The sequence below is a fragment of the Sphingomonas sp. CCH9-F2 genome, assembly GCF_001556735.1.
GTDB classification, from domain to species: domain Bacteria; phylum Pseudomonadota; class Alphaproteobacteria; order Sphingomonadales; family Sphingomonadaceae; genus Sphingomonas; species Sphingomonas ginsenosidimutans.
Genome location: NZ_LSJO01000270.1, coordinates 1 through 17,538 on the forward strand (window position 1 = coordinate 1; position 17,538 = coordinate 17,538).

The 17,538-nt window shown below is 68.8% G+C and carries 13 protein-coding genes; 2 read left to right on the forward strand and 11 right to left on the reverse strand.

Translation table 11 applies throughout. From position 1 onward, the window contains the following. From AX685_RS08065 to AX685_RS08110, 10 genes are all read right to left on the reverse strand, one after another. The coding region (locus AX685_RS08065; RefSeq protein WP_066487357.1) for an efflux RND transporter periplasmic adaptor subunit at positions 1-1,374 on the reverse strand (1,374 nt) is incomplete at its 3' end. After that, complete coding sequence (locus tag AX685_RS08070) at positions 1,374-2,840, reverse strand: efflux transporter outer membrane subunit (RefSeq protein WP_066487358.1); 1,467 nt, start codon at positions 2,838-2,840, stop codon at positions 1,374-1,376. The genes AX685_RS08065 and AX685_RS08070, both read right to left, overlap by 1 nt. Before the next feature lie 85 nt (positions 2,841-2,925). Next, on the reverse strand, positions 2,926-4,920 hold the full coding sequence (locus tag AX685_RS08075; protein WP_066487359.1) for an acetyl-CoA carboxylase biotin carboxylase subunit: 1,995 nt from the start codon (positions 4,918-4,920) through the stop codon (positions 2,926-2,928). 56 nt (positions 4,921-4,976) lie between these two features. Then, positions 4,977-5,984, reverse strand: a complete 1,008-nt coding sequence (gene bioB / locus AX685_RS08080) for a biotin synthase BioB (RefSeq protein WP_066487361.1) — start codon at positions 5,982-5,984, stop codon at positions 4,977-4,979. Then, positions 5,984-8,152, reverse strand: a complete 2,169-nt coding sequence (gene scpA / locus AX685_RS08085; RefSeq protein WP_066487363.1) for a methylmalonyl-CoA mutase — start codon at positions 8,150-8,152, stop codon at positions 5,984-5,986. The genes bioB and scpA overlap by 1 nt, the downstream gene beginning before the upstream one ends. After that, positions 8,149-8,742 (reverse strand): histidine phosphatase family protein, encoded by a 594-nt coding sequence (locus AX685_RS08090; protein WP_066487365.1) that lies wholly within the window; start codon positions 8,740-8,742, stop codon positions 8,149-8,151. The genes scpA and AX685_RS08090 overlap by 4 nt, the downstream gene beginning before the upstream one ends. Further along, complete coding sequence (locus tag AX685_RS08095; protein WP_066487368.1) at positions 8,739-9,527, reverse strand: enoyl-CoA hydratase-related protein; 789 nt, start codon at positions 9,525-9,527, stop codon at positions 8,739-8,741. Before AX685_RS08095 ends, AX685_RS08090 begins: the two co-directional genes overlap by 4 nt. A 131-nt stretch (positions 9,528-9,658) precedes the next feature. Beyond that, positions 9,659-10,078, reverse strand: coding sequence for a methylmalonyl-CoA epimerase (gene mce / locus AX685_RS08100; protein ID WP_066487369.1), 420 nt, complete (start codon positions 10,076-10,078; stop codon positions 9,659-9,661). Position 10,079: 1 nt separating this feature from the next. Further along, positions 10,080-10,310: a hypothetical protein gene (locus tag AX685_RS08105; protein ID WP_066487371.1), complete on the reverse strand. Its 231-nt coding sequence runs from the start codon at positions 10,308-10,310 to the stop codon at positions 10,080-10,082. Between the two features lie 83 nt (positions 10,311-10,393). Continuing rightward, positions 10,394-11,920 (reverse strand): acyl-CoA carboxylase subunit beta, encoded by a 1,527-nt coding sequence (locus AX685_RS08110; protein ID WP_066487375.1) that lies wholly within the window; start codon positions 11,918-11,920, stop codon positions 10,394-10,396. Positions 11,921-12,029: 109 nt separating this feature from the next. Between AX685_RS08110 and AX685_RS08115 the strand changes: the two genes are divergently transcribed. Further along, positions 12,030-13,385, forward strand: a complete 1,356-nt coding sequence (locus AX685_RS08115) for a helix-turn-helix domain-containing protein (RefSeq protein WP_066487378.1) — start codon at positions 12,030-12,032, stop codon at positions 13,383-13,385. Positions 13,386-13,392: 7 nt separating this feature from the next. On the opposite strand, the gene AX685_RS08120 is transcribed toward AX685_RS08115, so the two are convergent. Continuing rightward, a complete protein-coding gene (locus AX685_RS08120; protein ID WP_066487381.1) occupies positions 13,393-16,137 on the reverse strand; it encodes a [protein-PII] uridylyltransferase in 2,745 nt (914 codons plus the stop codon). A 212-nt stretch (positions 16,138-16,349) separates the two neighbouring features. On the opposite strand from AX685_RS08120, the gene AX685_RS08125 reads away from it, so the two are divergent. After that, positions 16,350-17,477 (forward strand): aspartyl/asparaginyl beta-hydroxylase domain-containing protein, encoded by a 1,128-nt coding sequence (locus AX685_RS08125; RefSeq protein ID WP_082740708.1) that lies wholly within the window; start codon positions 16,350-16,352, stop codon positions 17,475-17,477. The last annotated feature ends 61 nt before the right edge of the window (positions 17,478-17,538 follow it).

Below are 17,538 nucleotides of genomic sequence, written 5' to 3' on the forward strand. Positions count from 1 at the left end.
CCGCCCGCCCGAACGCCGCCGGCTGTCGCCGCCCGCGGCATCGTCGCCGCTCGCCAGCTGGCCGGTGATGACCTGCATCCCCGGCTTCAGCGCGCCGGACAGCACCTCGGTCAGCGTGCCGTTGGTGTCGCCGGTCGTCACCTGCACCGGCTGCGGCGTACCGTCGTCGCCCCTGACGTACACTGTCTGCTGCGCGCCGCGCGTCAGCGTCGCGGTACGATCCCCGCCGCTGCCGCGCCGCCGGCCACGCGGCACCAGCGATCCCGCGATCCCGCCGCGCGCGCCGTCCCCGGCGCCGCTGTCGGGCTTGAACCGGAACGCGGCATTGGGAACGAGCAGCGCGTCGCGCTTGTCCGCGGTGACGATATCGGCGGTCGCGGTCATGCCGGGGCGCAGCTGGAACGTCGGGTTGGCGACCGTCAGGTCGGCGGCATAGGACACCACCTGCCCGGTGGTCGAAGCGGTCGCACTGCTGCCGGTCGAGCTGGATGATGCGGTCGCGTTGCTGACCGTCAGGTTCGACCCCAGATCGACACGCGTGATGGTCGCCGGGAACGTGCGCCCGGGAAAGGCATCGACGGTGAAGGTCGCCTTCTGCCCGGTACGCACCTCGCCCACGTCGGCCTCGTCGATCGCGACCTCCAGCTTCATCTTCGACAGGTCTTCGGCGATGACGAACAGGGTTGGCGTGTTGAACGACGCGGCCACCGTCTGGCCCGGATCGACCTGCCGCGCCAGCACCACGCCATTAACGGGGGAGCGGATGATCGCCCGCGCGCGCTGCGTCTGCGACTGCGCCAGCTGGGCACGCGCCGCGGTGACGTTCGCCTCCGCCACGCGCAAGGCGGCGACCGCGCGCTGCGCGTCGGCCTGCCCGGTCTGCAATTCCGCCTTCGACGGGACGCGCCCGTTCGACAACCGCGACACTTCCTCCAGCCGCGCCAGCTGCGCCTGCGCCTCCGCGACGGTGGCGCGCGCCTGATTGACCTGCGCGACGTTCGCGGCCAGCTGCGCCTGTCCGGCGCGGATCTGGTCGTCGATCTGTTCGGGGTCGATCAGCGCCAGCGGCTGGCCCGCGGTGACGCGGTCGTTGACGTCGACGACCACGCGCGTGACCAGCCCGGACAGCTGCGAGCCGACCGTCACCTGATTGGTCGGCGCCAGCTTCCCCGTGGCGGATACCGTGACGGTCAGGTTGCCGCGCTGGACCGGTACGGTCGCGTAATCGGGTTTGTCCGATCCGCCGAACACGCATTTCGACAGCAGCAGCGCCAGACCGACCAGCACGACCGCCAGCACGATCCATTTGATCCGGCGCCGCCACGCCGGCTGCGGCGTGACGCCCAGGAATTCGTCGGTAGCAGGATCGGCCATCAGCGGGTTCCGTCGGTAGCGGTGGCGGCAGGCGCTTCGGGGACGACGGCGGGATCCCACCCGCCGCCCAGCGCGCCGTACAACTGGATCAGCGCGGTGGCCGCATCGGCATGCGCCTGCGCCACGGCATTGCGCGCCGACAGCAGGGTCGCCTCCTGCTGGCTCAGCGTCGTGAAATCGGTCAGTCCGCTGCGATATTGCGCGCGCGACAGTACCGCGGCGGCATTGGCCGCGTCATAGGCGACGGTCAGTTCCCGCTCACGCTGGCGCGCCGTATCGAGCGCGACGACGCCGTTCTCGACATCCTCCAGCGCGGTCAGGACCGTGCTCTTGTAGGCCGCCAGCGCGCCGTCGGCGGCGGCGCGCTGGCCGCGCACCTGGCTTCGCAGCCGGCCGCCGTTGAAGATCGCCTGGGTCAGCCCGGCGAACAGCCCGCCGGTCACGGTGTCGAGCAGGCCGCCCACCCCGGCAGCGCGCGTGTTGATGTTCCCGCTGATCGCCAGGTTCGGATACAGCGCCGCCTCCGCCACGCCGATCCGCGCCACCGCCGCCGCCAGCGCGCGCTCAGCCGAACGCACGTCGGGTCGCTGGCGCAACACGTCAGCGGGGATGCCCGTGCCGACCACCGCGGGGCCGTTGGGGATGGGCCGCGCGACGGCCAGCAGCGGCCGGAGCGCGCCGGGCGCCTGCGCGGTCAGCACGCCCAGCCGCGCGACCGCGGCGCTATATTGCTGCTCCAGCGAGGGAATGGACGCGGCGGTCTGCGCCCGCTGCGCGCGCGCCTGTTCCCGGTCGAGCGAGGACACCAGCCCGGCCTGCACCCGGAAACCGGCAATCTCCAGATTGTCGTCCTGCAACGCCAGGCTGGCGCGCGCATTGCCCAACTGCGCCTGATACAGCCGTGCGAGGACGTAGTTGCGCGCCACTTCCTGCTCGACGGTCAGCAGTGTGGTGGCATAATCGAAGCCCGATGCCTGATATTGCGCGCGGCTCGCCTCGATCGTGCCGCGCACGTCGCCGAACAGGCCAAGCTGATATTGCGCGCTGGCACCCAGCGAGAAATTGTTCGCGCCGCCGCCGCCGACATTCTGCACCGTGCCGTCGGGCAGCGTGATCGTCTGCCCCCCGCCGCGCAGCGTCTCCGACCGGCTGTAGCCGGCGGTGCCGCTCAGGCTGGGAAACAGGTCAGCGCGGCTTTGCACCAGCGCCTCGCGCGCTTGCCGCAACCGCGCGACGGCCTGCGCCACGTCCAGATTGGCGGCGGCCGCCTGCTCGACCAATTGCCCCAGCACCGGATCGTCGAAGCGCCCCCACCAGCGGGTGAGATCCTCTGGCGATGACGCCGCCGGCACCGAATAGGATACCGGAACGCCCAGCGCGTCGGCGGATCGCGGCTGATAGTCAGGCCCGACGCTGCAACCCGCCATGGCGAGAACAGCGACCGCCGCGGGGACGACGCGCTTCATGACATCGGCATGAAGCCCGCCTCCGGCGGCGTCCAGTGCGAAAATGTCGCAGAATGTCGCAATGCCGCATCACCGCGGCATGCGATCACTCCAGTTCCAGGATCACCTGATCCACCGCCAGGCTGTCGCCCGCCGCCGCGCTCACCGACTTGACCGTCGCGGTCTTCTCGGCGCGCAGGATATTCTCCATCTTCATCGCCTCGACCACCGCCAGCGGCTGGCCCGCCTCCACCTTGTCGCCTGGCGCGACGTCCAGCCGGACCAGCAGCCCCGGCATCGGCGCGATCAGGAACTTCGACAGGTCCGGCGCCACCTTCTCGATCAGATGCTGCGCATAAGGCGCGATGCGCGCGGGCAGCACGCGCACCTTGTGGCTGGCACCGCGCGCGTTGAGGGTGAAGCCGGTGCGCGTGCGCGTCAGCTTGACCGTCAGCGGCGTGCCCGCTTCCTCGTCGAGCGGCTCGACCACGATCAGCCGGTCGCCGGGCGTATATTCGATCGCGACCGGCAAATCCGCGCCGTCGACGGTCAGCCCGTCGGTCGAGATCGTCGCCGCATGATCGGTCTTGCCGATGCGCACCACCCAGTCGGCAGGCGGGCGCAGCCGTCCGCCCAACTGGCCGTCGACGCGGCGCGCGCGATCCGCCTCTGCCGTGGCCGCGAATGCCGCGACGCCGGCGAGCGTGCGCAGCACCTCGTCCGACGCAGGCGCGCCGTGGAACCCCTCGGGATATTCCTCCGCGATGAAACCGGTGGTGATATTGCCCGAACGGAAGCGCGGATGCTGCATCAGCGCCGACAGGAAATCGAGGTTGGTGCCCGGCCCGACGATCTCGAACGCATCCAGCGCGGCGACCTGTTTGTCGATCGCCTCCTCGCGCGTGGCGCCATGGGTGACCAGCTTGGCGATCATCGGGTCGTAGAACATGCTGACCTCGCCGCCCTCGGCCACGCCATCGTCGACGCGCACACCATCGCCCGCCAGCGGCGGCTGATAGCGCACCAGTCGGCCGATCGACGGCAGGAAGCCGCGATACGGGTCCTCGGCATAGACGCGGTTTTCCACCGCCCAGCCGTTGATCTTCACGTCCTTCTGCGCGAACGCCAGCTTCTCGCCGGCTGCCACGCGGATCATCTGCTCGACCAGGTCGAGGCCGGTGATCTCCTCGGTGACGGGATGCTCCACCTGCAGCCGGGTGTTCATCTCCAGGAAGTAGAAGCTTTCGCCGGTCTTGTCGGCGCCGCTGACGATCAACTCGACCGTGCCGGCGCTGTAATAGCCGACCGCCCGCGCCAGCGCGACCGCCTGTTCGCCCATCGCCTTGCGCATCTTCGGCGTCACGAACGGCGACGGCGCTTCCTCGACCACCTTCTGGTGGCGGCGCTGCACCGAACATTCGCGCTCGTTGAGATAGACGATGTTGCCATGCTGGTCGCCCAGCACCTGGATTTCGATATGCCGCGGGCTTTCGATGAACTTCTCGATGAACACGCGGTCATCGCCGAAGCTGGCCAGCCCCTCACGCTTGGTCGCCTCGAACCCCTCGCGCACGTCCTTTTCGGACCAGGCGAGGCGCATCCCCTTGCCGCCGCCGCCGGCCGACGCCTTCATCATTACCGGATAGCCGATCTCGCCCGCGATCTTCACCGCCGCATCGGTGTCCGCGATCTCACCCAGGAAGCCCGGGACGACGTTGACGCCGGCTTCCTTCGCCAGCTTCTTCGATTCGATCTTGTCGCCCATCGCGGCGATGGCTTTCGGGGGAGGCCCGACGAAGGCGATGCCGGCATCGGCGCACGCCTTCGCGAAGCTCTCGCGCTCCGACAGGAAGCCGTAGCCGGGATGGATACAGTCCGCGCCCGTCTCCTTCGCCGCCTTCAGGATCAGGTCAGCCTTGAGATAGCTTTCCGCCGCCGGTGCCGGCCCCAGCCGCACCGCCTCGTCCGCCATCAGCACATGCGGACTGCGCGCGTCCGCGTCGGAATAGACCGCGACCGTCGCGATCCCCATCTTCTTGGCGGTGCGGAACACGCGGCACGCGATCTCGCCACGATTGGCGACCAGGATCTTCTTGAACAACGGTCTCTCCCAGTTCTTCTACGTCGCCCCACCCCACGCATGGGGGGCGGGCATCCCTATTCCGCCGCCTCGCACACCTTCGCGCGCATCGGCTCCTCGGCCTGCATCGGCGTCACGCCCAGCTTCGCGAACAGCGCCGCGTCGGCGCTGTCGCCGCGATTGCCCGCGGTCAGCAGCTTGTCGCCGGTGAAGATCGAGTTCGCGCCGGCCATGAAGCACAGCGCCTGCGTCGCCTCCGACATGCTCTCGCGCCCCGCCGACAGCCGCACCATGCTCATCGGCATGGTGATGCGCGCGACCGCGACGGTGCGGACGAACTCGATATCGTCGATCTTCGCGAGCGGCGTGTCGGCCAGCATGTCGCCCAGCACGGTGCCTTTCACCGGCACCAGCGCATTGACCGGCACGCTTTCGGGATGGCGCGGCAGCGTGGCGAGCGCATGGACGAAGCCGACGCGGTCGCCGCGCGTCTCGCCCATGCCCACGATCCCGCCGCAGCAGACGTTGATCCCGGCGGAGCGCACATTCTCCAGCGTATTCAGCCGCTCGCCGAAGGTGCGCGTGGTGATGACGTCGCCGTACCGCTCGGGCGAGGTGTCGATATTGTGGTTATAGTAATCCAGCCCCGCCTCACCGAGCCGCTGCGCCTGCTCCGGCGTCAGCATCCCCAGCGTCATGCAGGTTTCCATCCCCATGCCGCGCACGCCTTCGATCATCTGGATGATCGCGTCCATGTCGCGGTCCTTGGGGTTGCGCCACGCCGCGCCCATGCAGAACCGCTGCGACCCGGCGTCCTTCGCCTCGGCGGCGCGTTGCAGCACCGCCTGCACATCCATCAGCTTGGTCGCCTTGACCCCGCTGTCGGCCGCGACCGACTGCGAGCAATAGCCGCAATCCTCCGGGCAGCCGCCGGTCTTGATCGACAGCAGCGTGCACAATTGCACCTCCGACGGCGCGTGATGCGCACGGTGGACGGTCTGGGCGCGGTACATCAGCTCGTCGAACGGCAGGTCAAACAGCGCCGCGATTTCGTCGCGGGTCCAGTCGTTGCGAAGGTCGGTCATCACTCGGCAGCTTCCTCTTGCGGCGGCATGTTGTGCCCGAGCAGCCGTAGCACGTCCTCCGCCGCCACGATCAAGTTCGTTCCGGGGCCGAAGATCGCCTGCACGCCGGCATCGAACAGCGCCTGATAGTCCTGCGCCGGGATCACGCCGCCCGCGATCACCTTGATATCCGGGCGTCCGGCATCGCGCAGGTGCCCGATCAGTTCGGGGATCAGCGTCTTGTGCCCCGCCGCCAGACTGGAGGCGCCCACGACATCGACGTCCTTCTCCAGCGCCAGCTCACTCGCTTCCTTGGGCGTCTGGAACAGCGGGCCGGGCACCACCTCGAACCCCAGGTCGCCGAACATGCTGCTGACCAGATTGGCGCCGCGGTCATGCCCGTCCTGCCCCATCTTGGCGACGAACATCCGGGGCTTGCGACCCAACCGACGCTCGACCGCCTCGACGCCGCGCAACAGCCGCTCCCAGCGACCGTCCTCCTTATATGCGCCGCCGTAGACGCCCTTCACCGGCGTCGGCTGCGTGCCGAACCGGCCGAACACATCCTCCATCGCGCTGGAAATCTCGCCCAGCGTCGCGCGGCGACGTGCGCATTCCACCGCCAGTTCTAGAAGGTTGCCGTCCCCCTTTGCCCCATCGCGCAGCGCGTCGAGCGCGGCGCGGCACGCCTCCTCGTCGCGCTCCGCCTTCATCTTGTTGATGCGGCGGATCTGCGCCTCGCGCACGGCATGGTTGTCGACGTCGAGGATCTCGATCGGATCCTCATTGTCCTTGCGGTATTTGTTGACGCCGACGATCACGTCCTCGCCGCGATCGACGCGCGCGGCGCGCGCGGCGCTGGCTTCCTCGATCATCGCCTTGGGCCAGCCGGCGCCGACCGCCTTGGCCATCCCGCCCTCACGCTCCACGCGCTGGATGATCTCCCAAGCGTCGTCGACCAGCCGCTTGGTCAGCGCCTCGATATAATAGCTACCGCCCAGCGGATCGACGACATTGCACATGCCGGTCTCCTCCTGGATCACCAGCTGCGTGTTGCGCGCGATCCGGGCGGAGAAGTCGGTCGGCAGCGCGATCGCCTCGTCCAGCGCGTTGGTGTGGAGCGACTGGGTGCCGCCTAGCATCGCCGCCATCGCCTCGATCGTCGTGCGCATGACGTTGTTGTACGGATCCTGCTCGGTCAGCGAGACACCGCTGGTCTGGCAGTGGGTGCGCAGCATCTTGCTGCGTTCATCCTGCGCGCCCAGCTGCGTCATCACCCGGTGCCACAGCACCCGTGCGGCGCGCAGCTTGGCGATCTCCATGAAGAAGTTCATGCCGATCGCAAAGAAGAAGCTCAGCCGTCCGGCGAACTTGTCGATATCCAGTCCGCTGGCAACACCGTATTTCACATATTCCATGCCGTCGGCGATGGTGAAGGCCAGCTCCTGCACCTGCGTCGCCCCGGCTTCCTGCATGTGATAGCCGGAAATAGAGATCGAATTGAACTTCGGCATCTCCCGGCTGGTGTAACCGAAGATATCGCTGATGATCCGCATGCTCGGTTCGGGCGGGTAGATATAGGTGTTGCGGACCATGAACTCCTTGAGGATGTCGTTCTGGATGGTCCCGTCGAGCAACTTGCGGTCGACGCCCTGTTCCTCGCCCGCGACGATGAAGAAGGCGAGGATCGGGATCACCGCGCCGTTCATCGTCATGCTGACCGACATCCGGTCCAGCGGGATGCCGTCGAACAGGATCTTCATGTCCTCGACGCTGTCGATCGCCACGCCTGCCTTGCCGACGTCGCCGGTGACGCGCGGATGGTCGCTGTCATAGCCGCGGTGGGTGGCCAGATCGAACGCGACCGACAGCCCCTTCTGCCCCGCCTTCAGGTTGCGGTGGTAGAAAGCGTTCGATTCCTCCGCGGTGGAAAAGCCCGCATATTGCCGGATCGTCCACGGCCGCCCGGCGTACATCGACGCGCGCACGCCGCGCGTGAACGGCGCGAAACCGGGCAGGCCGGGTTCCCATCCCGCCACGTCCTCGGCGGTGTAGAGCGGCTTGACCTCGATCCCCTCCGGCGTGCGCCAGGTCAGGTCCTTGCCCTTCACTTCCTTGTCGGCAGCCTTGGCCCAGCTTTCCAGCGTTGGCGCGGGGGTGGCGGTGTCGTGGGTGGTCTTCTCGCTCATAATTCTTCCATCGGCCTCCAGCCGAACAGCGCCTCGCTCATGTCGGTCGCGAAGCCGTGGACATTGCCGCCGCGCGGGTTCGCGCCGGGGGTGTTTCCCTGATCGTGCGCGCGGTCGATCGCCTGCCCGCGGATCGCACACGCCAGCAGCGTGCCGACCCCGCCATGGCCGACGAACAGCGTCGGTCGCGCCTCATGCCCCGTCAGCACGTCGCGGGCCGCGGCGACGATTCGCGCCTGCGCCGCGCGCGCCGTCTCCCATCCGCGCACCGACGTGTCGGGATCGGCGAAGAAGGCGTCGGCGGTCGCCTCAAACTCGTCGGGCGGCAGGAATCCGGTGGCGGAGCGATCGTTCTCACCCATATCCGGCGCGACCTCCACCGGGACGCCGATCGCATCGCCGATCAGTTGTGCCGTCTCCTGCGCCTTGTTCTCGTCGCTGCTCACGATCCGCTCGATCGCGCGCAGCCACGCACGGTGGCGGATCGCCTCCACCCGCGCACGCCCGACGGCGGACAGACCCCATTGTGGCACGGGCACCACAGGGTCGATCCGCACCTCGGGGTGCGACAGGTAGAGCGCGGTCGTCACCGCCCCTTGAACTCGGGCTTGCGCTTCTCGATGAAGCTCAGCGCGCCTTCGCGTGCGTCGGCGGTGCCGCCGGCGCGACGCTGCCCCTCCGCCTCGGCGCGCAGCACCTGGTCGAGCGATCCGTCCAGCGCGGTCATGATGTTGCGCCGCATCGTCGACAGCGCCACCGTCGGCCCCGCCGCCAGCCGCGTCGCCAGCGCCAGCGCTTCGTCCATCAGCGCGGCGTCGTCGACCGCCTTGTAGATCAGGCCCCATTGCTCGGCCTGGTCGGCGCCGATCCGCTCGCCCAGCATCATCATCCGCGTCGCGCGCGGCTTGCCGATCGCCTTGGTCAGCAGCCAGGTCGAGCCGCCGTCCGGGACCAGCCCGATGTTCACGAACGCCTGGAGGAAATAGGCCGACCGGCCCGCGAACACGAAATCGCCCGCCAGCCCGATCGAACAGCCCACGCCCGCCGCCGGGCCGTTGACCGCGGTGACGACCGGAATGTCGAGCTGCATGATCTGGCTGAGCGCCGGATTGTAATGGTTCATCAGCGCACGATGGCTGGCGTCGCCGCCAGTCACCGCACTGTCGCCGCCGCGCGCCTGCAGGTCCGCACCCGAACAGAAGGCACGCCCTGCGCCGGTGATGAGCAACGCGCGCGCGCCCTGCAGGTCGTAGAGCGCGACCGTCAGGTCCTCCGCCATCTGCAGCGAGGCGGCGTTGAGCCGCTCCGGCCGGTTCAGCGTGACGACCAGGACGTCGCCCTTTCGTTCGGTCAGGATCGTTTCATATTCGGCCATATCCGCTCTCCTCTTCCAATTGCCGTTCGTGGTGAGGAGAGGCTGAGCTTGTCGAAACCTCGTCTCGAACCACTCGTCCTTCGAGACGCCGCTTCGACTTCGCTTGGCGGCTCCTCAGGACGAACGGGTCCTCAGTGCTCGCCCTTCGGTTCTTCCATCAGTTCGACGAGCATCCCGCCGAAATCCTTCGGGTGAACGAAGACGATCGGGGTGCCGTGCGCGCCGATCCGCGGGCTCCCCAGCACCGTCGCGCCGTTCGCCTTCAGATGCGCGACGGCCGCGTTGATGTCGGGCACCTCGAAACAGACATGGTGCTGCCCGCCCGCCGGATTCTTCTTCAGGAAACCGGCGATCGGCGAATCCTGATCATACGGCTCGATCAGCTCGATCTGCGTATTGGGCGCGTCGATGAAACACACCTTCACCCCCTGCGCCGGCAGGTCGAACGGCTCACCGATCGCCTCGGCGCCCAGCAGGGTGCGATAGGTTTCGACCGACGCGGCGATCGACGGCGTCGCGACGCCGACATGGTTGAGACGGCCGAGGTTCATGTCAGTTTCTCCTTGCCATCGTGTCCGGATTCCACGTCCATTCGACCACTAGGGTCGCCGACATCAGCATCAGGAAGACATAAGCCGCGATCAGCAACCAATACGGAACAGACGCGCGCTTCCATGTCCGCCCATGACCGAAGGATGTTTCCCCGTTCCACAACGCGAACCCGGCCTTCAGCGCCGCGAACGCCGCGAAGACCGCGAAAACGACGATCGAGAGATACTGCATCCGATCCCTTTGCCGTCACCCCAGCGAAGGCCGGGGCCTTCCGGTCGCCGCAGATGCCAGCCTGCGCTGGCATGACGATTTCGTCAGAGCGGAATGTTGTCATGCTTCTTCCACGGATTCTCCAGCGCCTTGTGCCTGAGCTTGCGCAGGCCTAGCGCGATGCGGCGGCGGGTGGAGTGCGGCTGGATCACCTCGTCGATGAAGCCCTTGCTTGCCGCGACGAACGGGTTGGCGAAGCGTGCCTCATACTCGCGGGTCTTTTCCGCGATGCCTTCCTCATTGAGCCCTCGGAAGATGATCTCCACCGCGCCCTTGGCGCCCATCACCGCGATCTCCGCGGTCGGCCAGGCGTAGTTGAGGTCGCCGCGCAGGTGCTTCGACGCCATCACGTCATACGCCCCGCCATAGGCCTTGCGCGTGATGACGGTGATCTTGGGCACGGTCGCCTCGGCATAGGCGAACAGCAGTTTCGCGCCGTGCTTGATGATGCCGTTATGCTCCTGCGCGGTGCCGGGCAGGAAGCCGGGGACGTCGACGAAAGTGACGATCGGGATCTCGAACGCATCGCAGAAGCGCACGAAGCGTGCCGCCTTCTTCGACGAGTTGATGTCCAGCACGCCCGCCAGCACCATCGGCTGGTTGGCGACGATCCCGACGGTCCGCCCCTCGACGCGGCCGAAGCCGGTGATGATGTTGGCGGCGTGCGCGGGCTGCACCTCGAAGAAATCACCCTCGTCCACCACCTTACGGATCAGCTCGTGCATGTCGTAGGGCTGGTTGGCGTTGGCGGGGATCAGCGTGTCGAGGCTGTCCTCGATCCGGTCCCACGGATCGTCGGTGGGGCGTTCCGGCACGCCCTCCCGATTCGACGCGGGCAGGAAGTCGATGAAGTCGCGCGCCGCGAGCAGCGTCTCGATATCGTCGTCGAACGCGACGTCGGCGACGCTGGTCTTGGTGGTGTGGGTGATGGCGCCACCCAGCGCCTCCTGCGTCACCACCTCGTTCGTCACCGTCTTCACCACGTCGGGGCCGGTGACGAACATGTAGCTGGAATCCTTCACCATGAAGATGAAGTCGGTCATCGCGGGCGAATAGACCGCGCCGCCCGCGCACGGCCCCATGATGAGGCTGAGCTGCGGCACCAGTCCGCTCGCCAGCACGTTGCGCTGGAACACCTCGGCATAGCCGCCCAGCGACGCCACGCCTTCCTGGATGCGCGCACCGCCCGAATCGTTGAGGCCGATCACCGGTGCGCCGACCTTCATCGCCATGTCCATGACCTTGCAGATCTTCTGCGCATGGCGTTCGGACAGCGACCCGCCGAAGACGGTGAAGTCCTGGCTGAACACGAACACCAGCCGGCCGTTGATCGTTCCCGATCCGGTGATCACGCCGTCACCGGGGATCACCTGTTCCTGCATCCCGAAATCGACGCAATTGTGCTCGACGAACATGTCGAGCTCCTCGAAGCTGCCCTCGTCCAGCAGCACGTCGAGCCGCTCGCGCGCGGTCAGCTTGCCCTTGGCATGCTGCGCGTCGATGCGCTTCTGCCCGCCGCCCAGACGCGCGGCGCCACGCTTCTTTTCGAGTTCGGCGATCGTCGACGACATCCATCTCTCCCAAGACGTGGTGGCACCCCTCCTGCCGCGCCACCGCGGCCAGCGCAAATGCGAAGTTACGAAGTTGCGAACGGATACGTTGCGAACTAGACTGCGTGACATGAGACAGCGCCTCTACGCCGGCCAGACGCTGCGCGACCTGCGCCGCGCGGCGCACCTGAACCAGCGCGCGATGGCGGCGCGGCTGGGGGTATCGGTCAGCTACCTCTCGCAGCTGGAAAGCGACGTGCGCCCGCTGACCGCCGCGGTCACCGCCGCGCTGGCGCGGCATTTCCCCGCCGCGCTGGCCGGGATCGAGGGCGAGGCCCCGGCGCGACGGCTGGCGGCGCTGGGCCATGCGCTGGCCGACCCGGCGGTCGCGCCGCTGCCGCCCGAGGCGGTCGCGCAGCTTGCCAGCGAGCAGCCCGACCTCGCCGACCGCCTGATCGCGCTGCACGCCGCCAAGCGCGCCGCGGAGGAGCGCGTCGCGCTGGCGGAGGAGGCGATGACCGCGGGTGTCGGCACGCGCCTGCCCTGGGAGGCGGTGCGCGACTGGTTCCACGAAGCCGGCAATTACGTCGACGCGCTCGACCGCGCGGCGGAGGCGCTGGCGGAGCGGGACCGGCCCGCCGCGCTGCTGGCGGCGCGCGGCATCCGCATCGCCACCGACGCGGACGAGGATGCGCCGCTGGCGCGTTTCGCGGGCGGTACGCTGACGCTCAACGCCGCGCTTCCGGAGGAGAGCCGCCGCTTCCTGATCGCGCACCGGCTGGCCGCGCTCGCCTTCGCCGACGCGATCGAGGCGATCGTCGCCGCCGCGCCGCTCGCCCAGCCGGAGGCGCGGCGGCTGCTGGCGATCGGCCTGGCCAATTACGCGGCCGGTGCGCTGGTCATGCCGTATCGCGCCTTCCGGGCGGAGGCGCGGCGGCTGCGCCACGACATCGACCGGCTGTCGCGGCGCTTCGGCGTCAGCTTCGAACAGGCGTGCCACCGCCTTTCCACGCTGCAACGCCCCGGCGATGCGGGCATCCCCTTCTATTTCTGCCGCGTCGACATGGCGGCGAACATCACCAAGCGCCATTCGGCGACGCGGCTCCAGTTCGCGCGCTTCGGCGGCGCCTGCCCGCTGTGGCACGTCCACGAAGCGGTCGCGATCCCCGACCGGATCCTGGTGCAGCACGCCGAGACGCCCGATGGCGTACGCTATATCTCGATGGCCAAGGGGCTGGTGAAGCCGTCCGGCCGCTTCGCACGCGCGCCGCGCCGCTATGCCGTGGCGCTGGGGTGCGAGGCGGTTCATGCCGCCGACTTCGTCTATGCCGACGCGGTCGACCGCGCCGGGCCGCCGACCCCGATCGGCATCAGCTGCCGTCTGTGCCCGCGCACCGACTGCGACCAGCGCGCCTTCCCCCCCACCGACCGCGCGATCGCGGTGGAGGGCGAGGTGCGCGGCGTGGTGCCGTACCGGGTGGTGTGAACGGTCGTCACGCCGCTTCCTCGTACGGCACCCCCGCCGCGGCGGCGACCAGGCGCTTTTCGAGCGTCTTGAGCCGGGCGCCGGGGGCCAGTTTGTCGCCGGTCAGGTCGGTCAGGTAGAAGGTGTCGACCGCGCGCTCGCCGTAGGTGGCGACGTGCGCGCTGTGGATCGTCACCTTCGACACGAACAGCGCATAGGCCAGCTGGTTGAGCAGCGCCGGGCGGTCGCGCGCCGCCACCTCCACCACGGTGAAGCGGTTCGACGCCTTGTTGTCGATCAGCACCGACGGTTCGATGCGGAAGGCGTCGGCGCGGGTGCGCGGCAGCGCCTTGGCTTTCAGCCGGTCGGTCATCTTGCCGCGCCCGGCCAGCGCATCCTCGATCGCCTTGGTCAGGCGGCCGAGCTGGTCCGCCTCGTCGAACGGGCGGCCGAGCGGATCCTGGACCAGGAAATTGTCGAGCGCCATGCCGTCGCGCGTCGTGTGGATGCGCGCGTCGATGATGTTGCCGCCCGCGACATGGATCGCGCCGGCGATGCGGCTGAACAGCCCGGGATGGTCGGCGGCATAGACGGTGACCAGCGTCGCGCCGCGATCGGGATAGACCTGCGCGTCGATCGACAGTAACGCATCGCCGGCCGCCGACACGAAGGCGGCGTTGTGCGCCAGCACGTCGGCGGGCTCGGCGATCCAGTACGCCTCCGGCATGCGGTGCGCGTAATCGGCGAGGGTCGCGGCATCCCAGCCCATCGCGTTGGCGACGCCCTGCTGCCGCGCCGCGATCCGTTCCGTGCGCCCCTTCTGCTTGTGCCCCAGCCGCAGCACTTCCTCCGACCGGTCGAACAGGTCGTCGAGCAGCTGCCCCTTCCACCCGTTCCACGTGCCCGGCCCGACCGCGCAGATATCCACCACGGTCAGCACCAGCAGCAGTCGCAGGCGCTCCGGACTTTGCACCACCTCGGCGAAGTCGAGGATCGTCTTGAAATCGGTCAGGTCGCGCTTGAACGCGGTGTGCGACATCAGCAGGTGGTGCCGGACCAGCCAGGCGACCGTCTCGGTCTCCGCCGCGGTCAGCCCGAAGCGCGGGCACACCCGTTCGGCCACCTCCGCGCCCAGGATCGAATGATCGCCGCCGCGCCCCTTGGCGATATCGTGCAGCAGCACCGCGACATACAGCACGCGGCGCGACACGATCTGCTCCATCATCGCGCTGGCCAGCACATGGTCGTTGCGCGACTCGCCCTTCTCCATCCGCGACAGGAGTCCGATCGCGCGGATCGTATGTTCGTCCACCGTATAATGGTGGTACATGTCGAACTGCATCTGCGCGACGACGCGCGCGAAATCGGGCAGGAAGCGGCCCAGCACCCCGGTCTCGTTCATCCAGCGCAGCACCAGCTCGGGATCGTTGCGGCTGGTCAGCACGTCGAGGAACAGCGCGTTGGCGCGCGCGTCGCGGCGCACCGTCGCGGCCAGCCGCGCATCGCGGGTGGCGCAGCGCAGCGCCAGCGGATGGATTTCCATGCGCCGTTCCGCCGCCAGCGCGAACACCTCCAGCAGGCGCACCGGATCGTCCTGGAAGAAGGTATCGTCGGGCAGCGCGATCCGCCCGCGATCGACGGTGAAGCCGTTCAGCTTCTGCGGCGCACGTCGCAGCCGCGGCAGGCCGTAGCGGCGGCGGGCGGCGAATTTCTCGTCCAGATGCGCCAGGAACAGCCCGGTCAGCGAGCCGACCGCCTTGGCCTGGATGAAGTAGAATTGCATGAACCGTTCGACCGCGGACTTGCCGGGGCGCGCGGCGTAGCGCATCCGCTCGGCGATCTCGCGCTGATAGTCGAAGGTCAGCCGGTCCTCCGCCCGCCCCGCGATCAGGTGCAGGTGGCAGCGCACCGCCCACAGGAAATTGTCCGCGCGGTGGAAGGCGCGATATTCGTCCGGGGTGAACAGCCCGACGTCGACCAGCTGCGCGGCGCGATTGACGTCGTAGACGTACTTGCCGATCCAGAACAGCGCATGGAGATCGCGCAGCGCGCCCTTCCCCTCCTTCACATTGGGTTCGACGACGTAGCGCGTGTCGCCCATGCGAAGGTGCCGGGCGTCGCGCTCGGCCAGCTTGTCGGCGATGAACTGGCGTTCGGTACCGTGGCGCACGTCGTCGCGGAAACGGCGCGCGGCATCGGCGTACAGCGCCTCGTCCCCCCAGACGAACCGCCCCTCCAGCAGCGCGGTGCGCACCGTCACGTCGCCGCGCGCCTCGCGCACCATATCGTCGAGCGAGCGGCTGGAATGGCCGATCTTCAGCCCCAGATCCCACAGGGTGTAGAGCATCGATTCGATCGCCTGCTCGGCCCAGGGGGGCTGTTTCCACGGCGTGACGAAGCCGATGTCGACATCGGAAAAGGGCGCCATCTCTCCCCGGCCATAGCCGCCGACCGCGATCAGCAGCAGCCGCTCGGCGGCGGTCGGGTTGCTGCGCGGATAGAGCCGCTGCGTCGTGAAATCGGCCAGCGCGACCAGCAGCTTGTCGACCAGATAGGCCTGGGCGTTGGCGGCCTCGATCCCGCGCGTCGGATGCGTTTCCAGCCGCCGCGCGATCTCCGCGCGCCCGTCGTCCAATGCGGCGCGCAGGATCACGCCCGCCGCGCGGCGCGCCGCCGCCTTGTCATGCGGGTCGATCGCGGCGAGCCGCTCGGCCAGGACACGCCCGTCGACGATCGACCGGCGATGGGAAAGATGATCGAAACGCCCGCTCATCGTGCCGCCATAAGCGATCGGGCGCGCGGCGTCGAACCCCGCCAATGTTGCGAATGTTGAGACGATCGCACCCTTTCTCAATTAACCGCCGCCGCCCCAGCGCCGCCCGTCGCGCGGCATAATGGCCGGCGGGGATGTAGGACGGCGCCGGGCCGCCGCCATCGCAGGACGAGGATCTCGCGCGGCCCGCGTCCTTCCGCTAGGCTGGCGCCATGGCGACACGAGAGCGACAGGCGCAGCGCGCGCAGGCGGGATGGGCGGCGTGGCAGCGCGGCGAGGCGCTGGTGGCGCGCGACGCCTTCGAGGAGGTGGCCGCCGCCGGGGTGGCGACGCCGCAATTGTGGCTACTGCTGGCGCAGGCGCGCGCGGTGACGGGGGCGGAACGCGCGGCGGTGGCGGGCGCGCTGGACCAGGTGCTGGCGGTCGAACCGTTCAACCTCCACGCGCTGGTGCTGCGCGGCGACCATGCCGAGGACGATCGCGCCGCCTGTTCCTTCTACGGGCTGGCGCTGTCGCGCGCCAGCGAGGCGGAGCGCCGCCAGCCGATGCTGGTGGAGGCGCAGGCGCGGCTGGCGGCGGCGTCGGCGCGCTTTTCCGACCATCTGCGCGCGCAGGTGGCGCAAACGGATGCCGGGCCGCGCTTTGCCGAGGCGGTGGCGCTGGTGACCGGCGAGAAGCAATTGTACCTGCAACAGCCGACCAGCTTCTTCTTCCCCGGCCTGCCGCATCGGCAGTTCTTCGACGCGGGCGAGTTCGACTGGGCGCCCGCGCTGAGCGCGGCCGCGCCGGCAATCCGGGCGGAGCTGGACGCGCTGATCGCCAGCGGGACGGGCGCGCAACCCTATGTGCAAAGCGATGCACGGCGCGCGAACCGCGGCCACGCCTTGCTCGACGATGCCCGGTGGAGCGCGTTCCACCTGATCGAGAATGGCGCGCCGCATCCGCTCAACGCCGCGCGCTGCCCCGCCACGCTGGCGGCACTGACGCAGGCGCCGTTGCCGAACATCCCCGGCCGGTCGCCGATGGCGCTGTTCTCGGTCCTGCAACCGCACACCCACATCCCGCCGCACAACGGGATGCTCAACACCCGGCTGATCGTCCATCTGCCGCTGATCGTCCCCGACGGCTGCCGCTTGCGCGTGGGGAATGACGAACGCGCGGTGCGCGCAGGCGAGTTGATGATCTTCGACGATTCGATCGAGCATGAGGCGTGGAACGACAGCGACGACGGGCGCGTCGTCCTGCTGTTCGAGGTGTGGCGTCCGGAGCTGAGCGCGGCGGAGCGCGATGCGCTGACCACGCTGTTCGGGGCGATCGGCATCTATCAGGGCGGGCAGTAGGCGGCGGGGCGGATCACCCTCACCCTTCCCACCCGGCGCAGCCGGGTGGGAAGGGTGAGGG